Genomic DNA, 17212 nt, shown 5'->3' with positions numbered 1-17212 from the left:
GCCACCGGCCCTCAGGTCTCAGGGTCAATCCCTGCCCGCTCACCTTGTGCTTTTCGCCGAAAGATTCGCGTTCTGCGCTTTTCGTTACAGACCTTTTATGAGGGCTGGGTCCACAATTGTATACCCTTTATTTTGAAGACCTTTTACTATATCAGGTAAAGCATCTCTCGTCCATACACGATCATGCATAAGCAGGTTCGCTCCATTTGTTAAAAAAGGACTATCAACCATGATTTTTGTAAGGGCCTCCTTGTTTTGGTATTCTGATTCCCAATCATATCCATAGGTCCAATTCATTGCAATCATTTGCTCTTCTTCGATGATCTTTTTACTAGTTTCTGTATTTTCTCCAAACGGTGCCCTAAAAAATCTCGGCTTTTCACCAGTAACTTCTTTTATTAATTGATTTAATTGAATAATTTCTTTTCTTTGCTGCTCTTTCGTCAGGTCGTTTAAATTTTGATGGGTCATTGTATGATTTCCGATTGGAAATCCCATACTATGTATCTTTTTTAGAATTTCTTTTTCTTCATCCGAACGTAAAAAATGTCCATTCACAAAAAAGATCGCTTTTACATCTAGATCTTTTAAGTGTTTAGCCATCTCAAGCGCGTATTGATCTGGTGCGTCATCTATTGTTAGCAGGACAACTTTTTCATTTATCCCTTCTTTAAGGGGTTTGACTAGGGAAGTTTCAGGGGATATTTCATATTGGGGCTCAATCGTGTCATCATTATCCCGCAGGTCTTTTGAATCCTCTTCGTTTAATTTCTCTTCTTTTTTTGGTTTTGCATTTTGTTGATTTGATTCATTCCTTTCCTCGACCTTCGCCTCGTCTTTGCTTTCTTTAGTGCTGGTGGATTGATTGGCCTGCTGTGAGCTGCATGCTTGTACAAAAAGAAGCATAAAGCTTACCGAACATAATACTAATAACTTAAACAAAATCTGTCCCCCATTTCGTTTTTTCATCCAGGTATATTATAAACCTTATTGCTTCACTATAAAAAGAAGAAATGTTACACTAACAACCGTGTGTCTTTTACATAACAAATATAAAGGAGGAAAACTATCGAATGAAAAAAGTAACATCTGTGTTTGTCGTTTCAGTTATCGTTTCTGTGCTTTTTATTATTTGGGGCATTCTTCCTGAAAGTATGATCGGAAGTGCCAACCTTGCTAATGTAACAGGTCTCATCCAAGCTTTTATTATTGAGAAGTTCGGCTGGTTTTACTTATTGACCGCCACCTTTTTTTTAATTTTTGCGATCGGCCTCATTTTTTCCAAATTCGGCAATGTTAAACTCGGAAAAGATGACGATGAGCCTGAGTATTCCTATTTATCCTGGTTTGCGATGTTATTCAGTGCCGGTATGGGAATTGGATTGGTATTCTGGGGTGTTTCCGAACCAATCAGCCATTACAGCGCACCGCCTCCAAATCAAGAAGCATTCACTGATGCTGCCGCTAGTGCAGCTATGCGCTATTCTTTTTTCCATTGGGGTTTACATCCATGGGCCATTTATTCAGTCATTGCTTTAGCACTTGCTTACTTCACGTTTAGGCATAATCAAAACGGGGTGATCAGCAATATCCTCCGTCCTGTTTTTGGTGACAAAGTGGACGGGAAGCTTGGGGTATTAGTTAATTTTATCGCTGTTTTTGCTACAATTTTTGGAGTTGCCACCTCTCTGGGCCTTGGAGCTATTCAAATCGGAGGCGGTGCATCCTATTTATTTCCAGGTATAGAAAATGGATTTGCTACACAATTAGTGATCATTGTCATTGTCACTGTATTGTTTATGGTTTCGGCTCAAACTGGGCTGAACAAGGGCATCAAATATTTAAGTAATATTAATGTAGTATTAGCCATCTTGCTAATGATTTTCCTGCTTTTTGCGGGTCCAACAAACTTTATTATGGACTTTTTCACAACTACACTTGGAAGTTACATCCAAAACCTGCCTTCATTGAGCTTTAGATTAACACCGTTTGATCAAGAAAATACTTGGGTACAGGATTGGACATTATTTTATTGGGCTTGGTGGATTTCTTGGGCTCCATTTGTGGGAACGTTTATTGCCAGAATTTCTAAAGGTCGTACTGTCAGGGAATTCGTAATCGGTGTATTGGCTGTTCCTACTATTTTCGGCGCTCTATGGTTTTCAGTATTTGGAGGAGCAGGCTTATTTCTACAGCATTTTCAAGGAATAGAGATCATTGAAATTATTAATGAAAGAGGAACAGAAGTTGCATTATTTGCTGTATTAGAGAATTTTCCAATGGGAACATTCATGTCTATACTTGCTATTTTGTTAATTTGTACCTTTTTTATTACATCCGCAGATTCAGCAACATTTGTACTTGGCATGCAAACAACGAACGGCAGCTTAAATCCCCCGAATTCAGTTAAATTTGTCTGGGGTCTTATCCAATCGGCAACTGCGGCTATTCTTTTGTATACTGGAGGCCTAGAGGCCCTGCAAACAGCAGCTATTATAGTAGCCTTGCCATTTGCAATTATTATGATTTTGATGGTAGTCGCTCTATGGAGAACCTTATTTAAAGAAAAGGTCATTCGAGTGAAAGTCGTTGAAAAAAAAGATCATTAAATCAAGCTAAAAGGGTTGCCTTTGCGCAACTCTTTTAATTTGGGCAGACATAATCAGGCTGGGTTTAAAGCTTTATTGATTAGATGGTGTATCAAACAGCAATTGGATGAGTTCACCTCTTATGGGTGCGATGTCTCCTATATAAGGTCCCTTCTCTATTGCCGAGTTTTTGTCGGTCTATACACGTGAGTATCACCTCTCTATGAACGAGTTTCCCTCTTCTATGCACGACCTCATCTCTATGAACGAGTTTTGACGGTCTATGCTCGAGTTTCACCTTTCTATGAATGACTGTTCCTCTTCTATGAACGACTTTGGCGGTTCTATGCACGACCTTACCTTATTGCGCGAATTTACACCACTGCAGCATTAAAATTATTAATTTTAAAAGGATGTCCGAACTAATCGGGCATCCTTTTATGTTTTTTAATATTAAATTACTAATAAACAATAGATTCATAAATTTTTTCATTTTTGTAACAATTGGATGACATTGGGAAAAAAAGAGTTTTCGTATGATAAAATAGGATTAATTTACAAGTTTATCTAATAAAATCTAGGAATTTAGTCGTGTAATTATCAGTAACTTTAGGTCATAGATCATTATTTTTACAATAAGAGGTGTGGGAAATGGCTAGATCCATTAAATTTTTCTCTCTGCTAATTCCATTATTCATCCTTTCTGCATGCAGCCCGACTCAGCTTTTTGCTAATGACCATTCTTTAAAAGGGCTAAAAGACCGCCAAATCCTTTTCTATTCTGATGTGCAAAACATGGATAAAGAAGCCGTTTATTATGACGCATTGCTAGAATTAAAAAAAGAATATCCTTCAGAAGTAAAAAACATGAAGGTTTATCAAACACAGCAAGAAGGACCTTTCGACATTGATACATACCCTTCGCTTATAATTGTAGAAAACAATGAAATAGTCATCCATATTAAAGGGAATGTGATGGACAAGGAAGAAATTACTGACCCTGTTTTGAAAGTCTTGTCGCAATAGTAGAAAAACGCTGCGCGCTTTTCTGGAGGTCGGAGGTCAGATTTGAGGAAATCAGGAATGGAGCTGATTTCTTTTATATAAAAATCACCTATCCTTTGGTGAATTTAAAACTCTGAAATGAAGGCAATCGGTGTTTCGCCGATTGCTTCTATTCTCACCTCTCACTTCTCACCTCTAAAACTGAGGTCGGAGATGGAATGTGATAAAATCAGCGAGAGAACTGATTTCTATTTACATAAACCACCCTATGCCTTTTTGAACTAAACCATTCTGTTCTTAATACTAAATGCTCACATAGAGCCTTTTCAATCCTCAGCCAACCCGCCAAAAAGGTTGTTCTTTAAGCTCCTTGACGGGTTGCCTTGGGATCTTGAGCTATGGCGCTCGGAGCTGGGCAACGATAACATTCTTTAGCAGGTTTAATACTTTAATCAAATTAAACGTTCTCATACTATTGGAAAAGCCTCAGTCAATTGACTGAGGCTTGATTTATATTATCCTTACTTTACAATGTGAATTGGGCTTCCGATCGCTACTTCTGCAGCTTCCATTGTGATCTCCCCTAATGTTGGGTGAGCGTGAATGGTCATGGCGATATCTTCAGCCGTCATGCCTGCTTCAATTGCTAAGCTCAGCTCAGAAATCATATCTGAAGCACTTGATCCGGCGATTTGGGCACCAATGACTAAACCATCCTCTTTTCGAGTGATGAGTTTCATAAAGCCTTCAGTAGAATTTAATGATAAGGCACGGCCGTTTGCTGCAAACGGGAATTTAGCTGCTGTTACTTCAATTCCTTCTTCTTTTGCTTGGGCTTCAGTATAGCCTACTGTTGCTAACTCAGGTTCAGAGAATACAACCGCAGGAATACCCAAGTAATCAATTTCAGCATGTTCTCCAGCTATGGCTTCTGCTGCAATTTTTCCTTCATAAGAAGCTTTATGAGCTAGCGGAGGTCCTTCTACTATATCACCAATCGCATAAATGTTTGATACACTAGTACGACATTGCTTGTCAATTTCAATGACACCGCGGTCAGACATTTTTACTCCAACCTGCTCCAAGCCCATTTCATCTGTGTTTGGACGACGTCCAACAGTCACTAACAGATAATCAGCTTCAACCGTTTGTTCTTCACCTTTTACTTCGAATGTCACTTTTACGCCTTTGTCTGTTTCTTCAACAGATTTTGCTTTCGCCTTTGTGAAAATTTCCACATTTCCTTTTTTCTTTAGACCACGTTTTACTAAAGAGCTCATTTGCTTCTCAAAGCCTGCAAGAATATCGTCAAGCGCTTCAATAAACACAACTTCCGTACCAAAGTTAGCGTAAGCTGTACCTAACTCAGTTCCGATATATCCAGCCCCAATAACGACAAGCTTTTTAGGAGCTTCTTTTAAATTAAGGGCGCCGGTAGAATCTAATACACGGTCAGAATATTTAAATCCAGGAATTTCAATAGGACGTGATCCTGTTGCAATGATTGCATTTTTGAATTTATAAGTTTGGGATGAATTTTCGTCCATTACTTTCACAGACTCATTGTCTACAAAATAGGCTTCCCCACTTACGATTTCTACTTTGTTTCCTTTAAGTAATCCTTCAACTCCGCCAGTCAGCTTCTTCACAACACCTTGCTTGAACTCTTGGACTTTTGAGAAATCTAAAGTGACATTCTCTGCTTTGATTCCCATGTCTTCAGAGTGCTTTGCATTTTCATAACGGTGTCCTGCAGCGATTAAAGCTTTAGATGGAATACAACCAACGTTTAAGCACACACCGCCAAGAGTGCCTTTTTCTACGATTGTAACTTTTTGTCCTAGTTGTGCTGCGCGGATAGCGGCTACATAGCCGCCAGGACCCGCACCAATGACAAGAGTGTCTGTTTCAATTGGGAAATCTCCTACTACCATCGATTACGCCTCCATTAAAATTAATTGTGGATCATTCAGTAAACGCTTGATGTGGTTTAATGCATTCTGAGCAGTTGCTCCGTCGATTATACGGTGGTCAAAGCTTAGTGATAAAGCAAGGACTGGTGCTGCTACAATTTCACCATCACGTACAATCGCTTTTTCAGCAATTCGGCCAATACCTAAAATAGCTACTTCAGGATGGTTGATCACCGGTGTGAACCATTGTCCGCCCGCAGATCCGATATTAGTAATTGTGCAAGACGAACCTTTCATTTCCGCAGGAGCAAGCTTACCTTCACGCGCTTTTGTAGCTAAACCATTAATTTCATCTGAGATTTCAAATACAGATTTACGCTCTGCATGTTTTACTACAGGAACTAACAAACCTTTTTCAGTATCAGCAGCAATCCCAATGTTGTAGTAATGCTTTTGAATAACTTCGTCTGTTTTGTCATCAATAGATGTGTTAAGAACTGGGTACTTTTTAAGAGCTGAAGTAAGAGCTTTCACTACGTACGGTAAATATGTTAACTTAATACCTTGGTCTGCCGCAACTGTTTTGAATTGTTTTCTGTGAGCAACAAGGTTTGTTACATCCACTTCGTCCATTAATGTTACGTGCGGCGCTGTATGCTTAGAGTTGACCATAGCTTTTGCAATTGCTTTACGGATTCCGCTCATTTTCTCACGAGTTTCAGGCAGGTCGCCTTCTGGAATTGCTTTTGCCGCAGCTTTTTGTTCGGACTTCTCTTCTTTTGCAGGTTGATCTTCTGTTTTAGCTTCGTCAGCTTGTTTAGAACCGCCATCTAAGAAGGAATCAATATCTTCTTTTACAACACGGCCGTTTTTGCCTGAACCGGAAACTTGACGAATTTCCACACCTTTTTCCCGGGCATATTTACGAACAGATGGCATTGCGATAACTCGTTTGTTCGGATCTGCTTCTGCTTGGTCCTGAGCTCCTGCACCGGTTTCACCTTTTGGTTCTTCGTCTGGAGCTTCTTCTTTTTTCACTTCTTGACCAGCTTCAGCCGTGGATTGAACTTGACCTTCTGTTTTCTCTTCTTTCGGGGCATCATCACTTTCGTCACCTTTAAACTTAAGGTTTTCATACCCTGGTGCATCAAATGTGACAATTGTTTGCCCAACAGTCGCAACCGTTCCCTCTTCAACTTTAAGCTCGATTACTTTTCCTTTTACAGGAGAAGGGATTTCTACTACTGCCTTATCATTTTGGACTTCGGCAATGACATCATCTTCTTCTATTTCATCGCCTGGTTTAACAAACCACTTAACGATTTCACCTTCGTGGATACCTTCGCCGATATCTGGCAATTTGAATTCGAATGACACGATATTCAACCTCCTATTAGTAGTAAGTCTTTAAAATAAGAAATCAGACTATCGATTTCTCTCCGAGTAATTTATATTAGAAGTTCATTACTTTTTTAGCTGTTTCCAATACATCTTTAAAGTTTGGAAGCCATACACCTTCCGCTTGAGAGAATGCAAAAACAGTGTCAGGTGCTGTAACACGCAATACTGGTGCTTCCAAGCTTAAGATGGCACGGTCATTGATTTCAGCGACAACATTAGCTGCGACACCAGCTTGTTTTTGAGCTTCTTGTACAACAATTGCCCGGCCCGTCTTTTCAACAGAGGCAATGATTGTTTCAATGTCGAGCGGCTGAACAGTACGTAAATCTATTACTTCTGCAGAAACGCCATCTTTTTCCAATTCATCAGCCGCTTTTAACGATTCATGAACCATTGCTCCATAAGAAATAATTGTCAAGTCTTTTCCTTCACGCTTCACTTCTGCTTTGCCAAGCTCGATTGTGTACTCTTCTTCAGGAACTTCCTGACGGAATGAACGATATAATTTCATGTGCTCTAAGAAAATAACCGGATCGTTATCGCGAATGGCAGAAATTAAAAGTCCTTTAGCATCATAAGGAGTAGAAGGGATAACAACTTTTAATCCAGGCTGCTGGGCCATTAAGCCTTCCAAACTGTCAGCATGCAATTCTGGTGTATGTACCCCTCCGCCAAATGGAGAACGAATGGTAACAGGTGAAGTCCAGCGGCCTCCGGAACGGTAACGCATACGAGCCAATTGACCAGAAATAGAATCCATTACCTCATATACGAAGCCGAAAAATTGAATCTCAGGAACAGGACGAAAGCCTTCTAAAGCTAATCCGACCGCTAAACCGCCAATTCCAGATTCAGCAAGAGGAGTATCGAAAACACGGTCTTCACCGAATTCTTTTTGTAATCCTTCAGTCGCACGGAATACGCCGCCATTGACCCCAACGTCTTCTCCAAATACTAAGACGTTTTCATCGTTTTTTAGTTCAGTGCGTAACGCATCAGTGATCGCTTGTATCATAGTCATTTGCGCCATGGCCTACTTCGACTCCTTCGCTTTGTAAATTTCATATTGTTCTTTAAGGTTTACCGGCAGCTCTTCATACATATTTTCTATTAAGTCGGTTACCTTTTGTTTTGGATAGTCATCCGCTTTTTTAATCGCTTCTTTAATATCTTCTTTCGCTTGCTCAATTACTTTAGTTTCTTCCTCTTCGTTCCAAAGACCTTTATCTTCTAAGTATTTACGGAAACGCACAAGCGGATCTTTTTCTTCCCACTCTGTTTCTGTTTCTTTTGTACGGTAACGGGTTGGATCATCGCCTGCCATGGTGTGAGGACCATAACGGAACGTTAGCATTTCAATTAATGTCGGACCTTCGCCATTAACAGCACGCTCGCGGGCTTCATGAGTCGCCGCATATACAGCCAATGGATCCATACCGTCTACTTGAATACCAACGATTCCCGCCGCAGCTGCTTTTTGAGCAATTGTTTGAGCAGCTGACTGCTTTTCAACAGGAGTTGAGATGGCATAACGGTTATTTTGGACAACGAAAATAGCCGGAGCTTTGTATGCACCAGCGAAGTTAATTCCTTCATAGAAATCCCCTTGTGAAGCTCCGCCGTCTCCAGTATAAGTAATCGCAACTGTCTTTTTGCCGCGTTTTTTGATTCCTAAAGCTACTCCAGCTGTTTGCACATATTGAGCCCCAATAATGATTTGTGGAGATAAAGCATTTAGATCCTCAGGCATTTGGTTTCCATGGAAATGTCCGCGAGAGAATAAGAAAGCTTGGTATAACGGTAAGCCGTGCCAAATCAATTGAGGTACATCACGGTAACCAGGCAGGATATAGTCTTCTTTTTCTAATGCATATTGAGAAGCAAGCTGAGAAGCTTCCTGCCCTGCAGTTGGAGCATAGAACCCAAGACGGCCTTGTCTATTTAAAGAAATAGAACGTTGATCTAGTACTCGAGTGTAAACCATTCGAGTCATTAATTCTTTTAATTGATCATCCGATAAGTCAGGCATCGCCGCTTCATTTACAACTTCGCCTTTTTCATTAAGAATTTGTAATGTTTCGAATTGCTTAGCAATGGCATCAAATTGCTTTTTGCTATCTACTATAGCTTTTTTAGTTTTAGCAGCCATCTAAGTCACCTCTTCCTTTCAATTTAGCTGTTATTATTTAAGGCTCTAATCAAAAAATGTTGCTGTTGAAGTATCATTGAAAATTAAATAAATGCAATCATTTTGTTGCAGATATCTTCAACTCTCACATACCGCCTCTTACCTCAAAGAGACAAAAGTTCTCACGGTGATTATGTTTCAATCGCAACTAAATTTACGAAAACAGCCTTATTAAAGATGATCCCTAAGACATACAGCATTAGGTTACCCCAAAACATTAAGGATGACACGTAGTACTTTATTAACTGTTTACCACTAACCATTACGCCCTAAAACGTTTATGTAAAAATGGGGTTGTATACTCGTTGAACTAAACTGTATTAATTAAATTTTTAATTAAATTAATACAATCAAGTTTATCAACATTAAGTTTACAACAACTGTTTTCTATCCGTCAATGTCTTTGTTTATATTACAGTTGTAGAAATTAGGTAATAGACAACAAACCAATTTTTAACAAACTTCACAACTGTTTTAATACACAGATACAAACTGTACTAGTATTATAAGAACAGATCAGAGTATCGCATTATTCATACAACACCCACTTTAGCGGCTGAAGGCGGTGAAAAGCTAGTTAATAACAACGGAAAAACTACCAGGTCCTTTTTTAATTGAGCCAGGATTGAACGTTTCTCGAATAAAAGCTATGATCCGACTAATCTAAGCTCTTCCTCCATGCTCGGAGATTTGAGCAATTTTTACGTTTGCGAGCCAGGTCAAAGAATTTGGTGTCCAGTTCTCAATAATCTCACAGTGTTCATCAAAAAATTTCGTTTATAAATATTTGTTTCCATCCATGAAAAATACCACAGTTAAGGGCTGTGGCAGGAAAAATTTTATCCTTTCTTACTATCTATCTTTTATGCGGTGATCCTTTAATCAAATTAAACTTTCTTGTAACAGGGGTGTTGATTAACCAAAAAAAGTAAGAAAAATATTCCTAAAATGAAAAAAAGAGCTGACAAATCAGCTCTTTTTTTCAGATTGTGCTACTTGAATATCAGCAGCTTTATAAAATTCTTTTTTTGATTGGTTATATTCCTCAGTTAGTGAATTAAATTTCTCACTTTCTTCTAACACTTTTTCATAGCTTTTATTGATTTCTGTAATATGCTTTTCTAATTCTTCTAATTGTAAATCCTCTTGTTTAAGCATGGTGTACAGCTTTTTATCAAGTGCAATAGCATCCTTATATGTATTATATAGATTTTCATATGTGGAATATCTCTCGGACATAACTTTCTGAAGCTCAGCTGCCTGCGTTTTAAGTTTCTCATCGTTTAATTTTTCTATCTCTTCATTCACAGTTTTAAATTCTTTCTTAGCACTGTTTATGCTTTCTTTTTCTTTCTCAATGTGTTCTTCACGTTCCTCTACAAGCTTTATCGCCTCATCTGACAAACTGACGATTTTGTCATACTCTTTCATTCCAAGACCTATGATTTCATTGTAAAGGTCACTTTCTTGCTTTTCCAATTCATTTATAGGTTTTTGCTGCTGTGTAAACGTATCTTCCAATGAGACAACTTTTTCAAGCGTATTGTAAATGTTTTCTTCTGGAGATGCTCCAATACACCCTGTTAGCAAAACAGTAGTAAACAATAATGCTGCCCAAAGAGCAGACACTTTTTTCTTTATTAAAAGCACACAATTTCCCCCTTACTTTCACACTATCTACTATAAATTTTCCCACTTCATTTTACAATACGTTTTAAGTAAGTATTTTCACTGATATCGGGTAAACCTTTTAGAGAGGATACAGATGTCTGAGAAGGACACGCCAGCTTTCCCACATCCTCCGCAAATGTATACTCGGCCCCTGGCAGTAAACCCTGTTAATTTTGAGGGCGATGCACAGAAACACGCCTATCAAAAATAGCTCTATTATACATATGAAACTGTCCAAAAATTAGTCCTTTTCATTAGAAAAAATTCAAATATTTGGGCGTTTGACTATACACTCTTTTATTAAGATCATATCTTATACTAGACGCTCTGTCTGCAAAAGAGCGTATTTTAAAAGGAGGTCATCTTCAATGTACGGTTACGGCGGTTACGGTTGCTATCCTTCATATGGTTATGGTGGAGGTTATGGACGCACTTTTGCGTTAATAGTTGTTTTATTCATTTTGCTTATTATTGTAGGAGCAGCATATTTAGGCTGCTAATGCAGCAAGGATTATGAATTCGGCTATTAATTGCCATTTAAAAGGAACCATCGATGAATAACGAGTATATTAAAAGGGGCCAGGCTTTATTTATGGTGTATGATATGTACTTTATTAAATTGCCTGGTTCTGATTAATTACTAAAAACCTTTACACGTTTGCTTTCAATACGATAGAGCAAAATCCTTCTCTCTTTGCGCGAATACATCATCTATGCGCGATTCTAGATTAGCTATGCGCGATTCATCAGGTTCTATGAGCGATTTTCTTGGTTCTATGAGCGAAATCCTTCTCTCTTTGCGCGAATACATCATCTATGCGCGATTCTAGATTAGCTATGCGCGATTCATCAGGTTCTATGAGCGATTTTCTTGGTTCTATGAGCGAAATCCTTCTCTCTTTGCGCGAATACATCATCTATGCGCGATTCTGGATTGGCTATGCGCGATTCATCAGGTTCTATGAGCGATTTTCTTGGGTCTATGAGCGAAATCCTCCTCTCTTTGCGCGAATACATCATCTATGCGCGATTCTGGCTTGGCTATGAGCGATTTTCTTGGGTCTATGAGCGAAATCCTCCTCTCTTTGCGCGAATACATCATCCATGCGCGATTCTGGCTTGGCTATGAGCGATTTTCTTGGGTCTATGAGCGAAATCCTACCTTTTATGCGCGGATCCGCGATCTATTCGCAATATTTGGCTTTGGCTATGTTTTTGGAGTTCCAGGAGTGAATTGTCTTGCTCTTTACGCCATAATCTTTATTCATTTATCTCAAATCAGATACATAAAAGTATAATGAACTCCCATCTGTTCCGAGTTTTTATTGGATGGAATGGGGGAGATAAGTGTAGACCCTTTCCGTTTTTCGTTCCTTTTTATATAATGACTATATGTGCTTTGCTGATAAGGAGTGATAGTATGCTAACAATGAAAGATGTTATTAGAGAAGGGCACCCAATTTTAAGAGAGGTAGCAGAGGGTGTCAAGATGCCTCCTTCAAAAGAAGATGAGGAAACATTAACGAAAATGATTGAATTTGTTAAAAATAGTCAAAACCCTGAAATTGCGGAGAAATATGATCTGCGCCCTGGTATTGGGTTAGCAGCCCCACAAATAAATGTTTCGAAAAGAATGATTGCCATTCATGTGACAGATGAAAAAGGTGAACTTCATAGCTACGCCCTGTTTAATCCTAAGATTGTCAGTCATTCAGTTGAAAAGAGTTACTTAACAAGCGGTGAAGGTTGTTTATCAGTAGATCGCTCTGTACCTGGATATGTTCCTCGTTATGCAAGAGTTCGGGTTAAAGGCTTAACATTAGAAGGAGAACAAATTGATATTCGTCTGCGCGGATTACCTGCCATTGTATTTCAGCATGAAATAGATCACCTGAACGGTGTGATGTTTTACGATCATATTGATGAAAATGATCCATTTAAAATCCCTGAAAATGCGAAAGCAATTGAAAGATAAATCAAAAGAATCCTCTAGTCCCTAATTGAGTTCAGCCTGAAAACCACGAAATAGCGCTCTTGGTCTCCTGCACACTGAGGGCTGGTATTCCCTATCTTCTAAGAATTTTGTGGCATAAGGTGTTGAGGGGAAAAAACCTAACAGCAACGATATTTCTAATACCAATAGAAAAGAGGCTGCTAATAAACAGCCTCTTTTCTCATGATCAAAAATTATGAGTGCACCTATAAAAAACGCTTTAAGCTTTTCCGTACTTATTTTAATAACCCAAGCTTTCTAACGCCATTTGCGATCCCGTCTTGGTCAACTGGGGTTGTAACAAAATCTGCTACTTCCTTTAATTTTGGATTGGCATTTCCCATTGCCACGCCTGTTCCGACGTATTGAATCATCTCCAAATCATTAAGCTCGTCCCCAAAAGCAATGATATCTTCACGTGTGAAATCTAATCTTTCAACAAGCCTTTTAATTCCTTCTGCCTTAGACCCTCCGGTTGGCAAAATATCTGTGGAAAATTTATGCCATCTAATAAAATTTAAGTCTTTGTATTTTCTGTACTGATTTTCTTCTCCATCCTGACAAAAAAGCAATGTTTGATAAATTTCATTTGTTCTAAAGAAATCAGGGTCATATTGCGGATGTTTGAATTTTAGGCTTCCAACACTTTCATGAATATATGGGTGATCTTCAACACTAGCCATCATTGTTTCATGGTTCATAAAAACAAGTGGATGCCTTGAGTCATTTGCATAATTTAATAATTGATCAAGTGTTTCTTTTTTTAAAGGATTACGATAAATCACTTTCCCTTCGAAGACCACATATTGGCCATTAAAGGAAACAAAAGATTTTATCCCAAGACTCTCTCTTAAATCAGCGAACATAAATGGGGCCCTGCCAGTTGCGATTGCTACATGATGCCCTGCATCTTTTAATTGTTCAATCGTCTCTCTTGTTGATGCTGGAATTTCTTTATTATAGTCATACAACGTTCCATCTATATCAAAAAATATCACTTTCTCTTTCATTTAAATCAGACTCCTCTATGATGAAATCAAGCTGCGGCTTTTATCTTCATCTTTTTATTGTTTTGATTTTAAATAGAACATATATATACAAGTTTACATTAAGATTAACCCAACAATCATGTTAGCGGATATTTTCTTATGAAGCAACCAATAGACATCACTAAAAGCAGAACGAAATCAGCAATCAATGATGCAAACTCTTTACTGCCATCAAATCACCACATTCCAGCTAATAAGATCCATTGCCTCCCTCTAGCGGAATCCATCAAAATAATCCACCAATTTATGTTCCATTGTTTGCTGTCTATTAAAGATATCCATAAATTATCTAAAATTTTAGCAATTGTCAATTCTTTTCTCCATTTCTTACCACCTTCTCCATTGAAAGAAAAACAAAAAAATATACATACTAATAATGAATAAAGGAGCGGAACCCTTTTTCTTAAAAGATTAAAAAAGGAGATGAAAATTGGTGCTAAGAAAACTTAGAAAACGTCTAAAAAACCAGTGGAAACACCTTGTAACAAGAAAATCAATCGCTTAATATTAATCGTATAATAAAACTTTATTCTAAGACGTTGCTGTTACTTTTAAAAAGCAATCGGTCAAGCGCCGGTTGCTTTTAGTCTCATTTAAAAACTCTCTATTTGGCGGGATATTAAAATCCATCCTGTGATTTCTTTGTTACTTTTGGTGGTCCTACTCAAACACATAGCATGATTTTTAAAATTAACAAGCCATGATCCTCTTAAAAGAGCAAGCCCAGCATTAAAATGAGGCTCTCTTTGTACTGCTCTAAGCAATGAAAGGTGCTTCGCTTTTCTTTATAGGGAAAGAAAGTTAAAATGATTAAAGTGTTATTGTGTTGTAGAATGTTGTTGTTGTCCAGATGCGACGCCTAGCCCTTCTGAGGTCACAAGCCAATCTTCAAAGAAAGGGAAAAACGCCTTTCTTTGAAGCTCGCCCGAGTGCTCGCCCTAGGCTGAGCAAGGCGCTTCCGCTTTTTCTTGTTGGTCAGCTGCAGCGCCCAGCCCGTCTGAGGTCGCAGGGTCAAATCGCCCGAATGCTTGTATCCGAAGGGCTGTCTAGCACCTCTCGTTTTTCTAATAAGCAATGGAGTTTACAAAACAGCCTAAAATAAAGAGAATCTTTTCTATCAGTTGGGGTTTTGATGCATATGCTGAAGAAGTAGAAGCCCCTGAGACAGGACGCCCGGGAAATTCAGCCTTTGTTCATTAATCCCCTACTGATGGTTATTAGATGAGGCCAGCAAGATGTGAGTCATACAGACGTTGCCACGGACGTGGCGCTTTTTAGTCTGTATTCCTTTTCCCGGACACCTGCGGGCAGTTCCCCAACTTACCTTAATTGCTTCTGCTGAATTTGAGGGTTTTTCTGCCCGTTAAGAGAGTGGGATAAAACCGGAACAGGCTCATAACAGGAAAACGCTTAAGCTTGTCCCTCTTGGCTTAAATGGTAATTTCGAATATAATAGAAAAAGTTAGTCTAACATACGGAAGCTAAGGAGAGATTTGGTAATGATTTTTAAGGTATTTTATCAAGAGAAAGCTGACGAAGTACCGGTTCGTGAAAAAACGAATGCGTTATTTATTGAAGCGGAATCAGAAAAGGATGTTCGTTTAAAGCTAAAATCGCACAACTATAACATTGAATTTGTTGAGCGGGTTACGGGCTCTTTTCTTGAATATGAAAAACAAAAAGAAAACTATAAAGTATTGGAGTTATGATAACAGATGAAATTTGTAAAAAATGATCAAGTTGCCGTTTTTGCGCTAGGCGGTCTTGGAGAAATCGGCAAAAACACGTATGGGGTTCAATTCCAAGATGAGATTATTCTCATAGATGCTGGGATTAAATTCCCTGAGGATGAACTTCTGGGAATTGACTACGTGATCCCTGACTATACCTATTTAGTCAAAAATGAAGAAAAGATCAAAGGTTTATTTATTACGCACGGTCATGAAGACCATATAGGCGGAATTCCTTACTTGTTAAGGCAAGTAAACATTCCGATTTATGGGGGAAAATTAGCACTTGGATTGCTAAGAAACAAATTAGAAGAGCACGGTTTATTACGGCAAACGAAATTAATCGATATCCAAGAAGAAGATATTATTAAATTTAGAAAAACATCTGTATCTTTCTTTAGAACGACCCACAGTATTCCTGATTCCTATGGTGTTGTTGTAAAGACTCCACCAGGTAATGTCGTACATACCGGGGATTTTAAATTTGATTTTACTCCTGTAGGAGAGCCTGCTAACTTAACAAAGATGGCCGAGATCGGTAAAGAAGGAGTCCTTTGTTTGCTTTCTGACAGTACAAACAGTGAAATTCCGGATTTTACGATGTCAGAAAGACGAGTAGGAGAAAGTATAAATGACATTTTTAGAAAAGTAGATGGAAGAATTATTTTTGCTACATTTGCCTCAAATATTCATCGTCTGCAGCAAGTAACGGAATCAGCCGTCATAAATGGAAGAAAAATTGCTGTTTTTGGTAGAAGCATGGAAGCTGCTATTAGAATCGGTCTTGAACTTGGGTATATTACAGCTCCGAAGGATACCTTCATTGAAGCAAATGAGATTAACAAGCTGCCGGCTAACAGAATTACGATCTTGTGTACGGGCAGTCAAGGTGAGCCGATGGCAGCATTATCTCGGATTGCAAATGGTACCCACCGTCAAATCCAGATTATTCCTGGGGATACTGTTGTCTTTTCTTCTTCACCAATTCCTGGAAACACACTAAGTGTCAGCAAAACCATTAATCAATTGTATCGGGCTGGTGCAGATGTTATTCATGGGCCATTAAGTGATATCCATACATCGGGTCACGGCGGACAACAAGAACAAAAATTGATGCTCCGCTTAATGAAACCTAAATTTTTCATGCCGATACATGGTGAATTCAGAATGCAAATTATGCATTCTAAACTAGGTATTGATTGCGGAATCCCGGAAGAAAATTGCTTTATTATGGACAATGGCGAAGTCTTGGCACTAAGTTCTGATGAAGCATCTGTAACAGGGAAAATCCCTTCTGGTTCAGTATATATTGATGGAAGCGGCATTGGGGATATCGGAAATATTGTTCTACGGGACCGCCGCATTTTATCAGAAGAAGGTCTTGTTATCGTAGTCGTAAGCATTAATATGAAGGAATTTAAAATTTCAGCAGGACCTGATATTATTTCTCGCGGCTTTGTTTACATGAGAGAATCAGGTGATCTTATTAATGACGCACAGGATTTAATTACGAAGCATTTAAACAAGGTAATGGAACGACGTACAAGTCAATGGTCCGAAATCAAAAATGAGATTACGGATACACTTGCTCCATTCCTATACGAAAAAACGAAACGCCGTCCGATGATCTTACCAATCATCATGGAAGTATAATGACCATAAGGACTTGTCCTC

The 17212-nt window shown here is 38.6% G+C and carries 12 protein-coding genes and 1 pseudogene; 6 read left to right on the top strand and 7 right to left on the bottom strand.

Annotation, left to right across the window (positions count from 1 at the left end):
* Positions 1-84: 84 nt before the first annotated feature.
* Positions 85-942, bottom strand: a complete 858-nt coding sequence (locus tag IC621_RS11750; RefSeq protein WP_224752484.1) for a polysaccharide deacetylase family protein — start codon at positions 940-942, stop codon at positions 85-87.
* A gap of 131 nt (positions 943-1073) precedes the next feature.
* Here IC621_RS11750 and IC621_RS11745 point away from each other — a divergent pair, with 131 nt between their 5' ends.
* Both IC621_RS11745 and IC621_RS11740 read left to right on the top strand, forming a co-directional pair.
* Complete coding sequence (locus tag IC621_RS11745; protein ID WP_191158501.1) at positions 1074-2609, top strand: glycine betaine uptake BCCT transporter; 1536 nt, start codon at positions 1074-1076, stop codon at positions 2607-2609.
* 630 nt (positions 2610-3239) lie between these two features.
* Positions 3240-3614, top strand: a complete 375-nt coding sequence (locus IC621_RS11740; RefSeq protein ID WP_191158500.1) for a hypothetical protein — start codon at positions 3240-3242, stop codon at positions 3612-3614.
* Positions 3615-4114: 500 nt separating this feature from the next.
* Here the strand turns inward: IC621_RS11740 and lpdA are convergent, their stop codons facing one another.
* The 5 genes from lpdA to IC621_RS11715 form a co-directional block, all read right to left on the bottom strand.
* The gene (gene lpdA, locus IC621_RS11735; protein ID WP_191158499.1) at positions 4115-5527 is read right to left on the bottom strand and encodes a dihydrolipoyl dehydrogenase; all 1413 of its coding nucleotides are present in this window, start codon (positions 5525-5527) and stop codon (positions 4115-4117) included.
* Between the two features lie 3 nt (positions 5528-5530).
* Complete coding sequence (locus IC621_RS11730) at positions 5531-6883, bottom strand: dihydrolipoamide acetyltransferase family protein (protein ID WP_191158498.1); 1353 nt, start codon at positions 6881-6883, stop codon at positions 5531-5533.
* A gap of 76 nt (positions 6884-6959) precedes the next feature.
* Entirely contained in the window at positions 6960-7937 is a 978-nt protein-coding gene (locus IC621_RS11725) for an alpha-ketoacid dehydrogenase subunit beta (protein ID WP_191158497.1), read from the bottom strand.
* A 3-nt stretch (positions 7938-7940) separates the two neighbouring features.
* The gene (gene pdhA / locus IC621_RS11720; RefSeq protein ID WP_191158496.1) at positions 7941-9056 is read right to left on the bottom strand and encodes a pyruvate dehydrogenase (acetyl-transferring) E1 component subunit alpha; all 1116 of its coding nucleotides are present in this window, start codon (positions 9054-9056) and stop codon (positions 7941-7943) included.
* A gap of 1008 nt (positions 9057-10064) precedes the next feature.
* On the bottom strand, positions 10065-10745 hold the full coding sequence (locus tag IC621_RS11715; protein WP_318153033.1) for a YkyA family protein: 681 nt from the start codon (positions 10743-10745) through the stop codon (positions 10065-10067).
* 437 nt (positions 10746-11182) lie between these two features.
* Between IC621_RS11715 and IC621_RS27005 the strand changes: the two are divergent.
* Positions 11183-11266, top strand: a pseudogene (locus IC621_RS27005) (YjcZ family sporulation protein); the annotation flags it as partial.
* Between the two features lie 920 nt (positions 11267-12186).
* Positions 12187-12741, top strand: coding sequence for a peptide deformylase (gene def, locus IC621_RS11705; protein WP_191158494.1), 555 nt, complete (start codon positions 12187-12189; stop codon positions 12739-12741).
* 254 nt (positions 12742-12995) lie between these two features.
* Here the strand turns inward: def and IC621_RS11700 are convergent, their stop codons facing one another.
* Positions 12996-13769, bottom strand: a complete 774-nt coding sequence (locus IC621_RS11700) for a Cof-type HAD-IIB family hydrolase (RefSeq protein ID WP_191158493.1) — start codon at positions 13767-13769, stop codon at positions 12996-12998.
* Positions 13770-15307: 1538 nt separating this feature from the next.
* Here IC621_RS11700 and IC621_RS11695 point away from each other — a divergent pair.
* Both IC621_RS11695 and rnjA read left to right on the top strand, forming a co-directional pair.
* Entirely contained in the window at positions 15308-15517 is a 210-nt protein-coding gene (locus IC621_RS11695; RefSeq protein WP_191158492.1) for a DNA-dependent RNA polymerase subunit epsilon, read from the top strand.
* Between the two features lie 6 nt (positions 15518-15523).
* Positions 15524-17191 (top strand): ribonuclease J1, encoded by a 1668-nt coding sequence (rnjA, locus tag IC621_RS11690; RefSeq protein ID WP_191158491.1) that lies wholly within the window; start codon positions 15524-15526, stop codon positions 17189-17191.
* Positions 17192-17212: the final 21 nt, after the last annotated feature.

This window comes from Metabacillus arenae, assembly GCF_014773385.1.
Lineage (GTDB): Bacteria > Bacillota > Bacilli > Bacillales > Bacillaceae > Metabacillus_D > Metabacillus_D arenae.
This window is presented reverse-complemented; position numbering and strand designations above follow the sequence as displayed.

Excerpts from the sequence above, each read along its gene's own strand:
- IC621_RS11745 (WP_191158501.1), top strand. The coding sequence starts at position 1,074 with ATGAAAAAAGTAACATCTGTGTTTGTCGTTTCAGTTATCGTTTCTGTG.
- IC621_RS11740 (WP_191158500.1), top strand. The coding sequence starts at position 3,240 with ATGGCTAGATCCATTAAATTTTTCTCTCTGCTAATTCCATTATTCATC.
- lpdA (WP_191158499.1), bottom strand. The coding sequence starts at position 5,527 with ATGGTAGTAGGAGATTTCCCAATTGAAACAGACACTCTTGTCATTGGT.
- IC621_RS11725 (WP_191158497.1), bottom strand. The coding sequence starts at position 7,937 with ATGGCGCAAATGACTATGATACAAGCGATCACTGATGCGTTACGCACT.
- pdhA (WP_191158496.1), bottom strand. The coding sequence starts at position 9,056 with ATGGCTGCTAAAACTAAAAAAGCTATAGTAGATAGCAAAAAGCAATTT.
- def (WP_191158494.1), top strand. The coding sequence starts at position 12,187 with ATGCTAACAATGAAAGATGTTATTAGAGAAGGGCACCCAATTTTAAGA.
- IC621_RS11700 (WP_191158493.1), bottom strand. The coding sequence starts at position 13,769 with ATGAAAGAGAAAGTGATATTTTTTGATATAGATGGAACGTTGTATGAC.
- IC621_RS11695 (WP_191158492.1), top strand. The coding sequence starts at position 15,308 with ATGATTTTTAAGGTATTTTATCAAGAGAAAGCTGACGAAGTACCGGTT.
- rnjA (WP_191158491.1), top strand. The coding sequence starts at position 15,524 with ATGAAATTTGTAAAAAATGATCAAGTTGCCGTTTTTGCGCTAGGCGGT.